Origin of the sequence: Nonomuraea basaltis (assembly GCF_005893125.1) — a bacterium.
Lineage (GTDB): Bacteria > Actinomycetota > Actinomycetes > Streptosporangiales > Streptosporangiaceae > Nonomuraea > Nonomuraea basaltis.
On record NZ_VCJS01000670.1, the window covers coordinates 1 to 309 of the forward strand.

Annotated in this window: 1 protein-coding gene; it reads right to left on the bottom strand. The window is 62.5% G+C overall.

Translation table 11 applies throughout. The features are described 5' to 3' along the window. Positions 1–295 (bottom strand): reverse transcriptase domain-containing protein (locus EJK15_RS69965; RefSeq protein WP_240778174.1); only part of this gene is annotated, 295 nt, incomplete at its 3' end. Positions 296–309: the final 14 nt, after the last annotated feature.

Genomic DNA, 309 nt, shown 5'->3' on the forward strand with positions numbered 1-309 from the left:
CCAGGACCTCCTTGGCCTGGCGCAGACCCACACAATGCACCACCGCATCATCAGCGAAGCGTTCGAACCGCACGGCCGGGAACTCCCGAGCCAGAAACAGATCGAACGCGAAATGCATGAACAGGTTCGCTAGGACAGGCGAAACCGATGAACCCTGCGGGGTCCCCCGGTCTCTGTTCTGAAGCCTGCCATCGGGCAGTACCAGCGGCGCAGCGAGCCACCGCTTGACATACAGCACCACCCACGGCACATCGCACACCGCACGGACCGCCTTGACCACCAGATCCCACGGCACAGAGTCAAAGAACG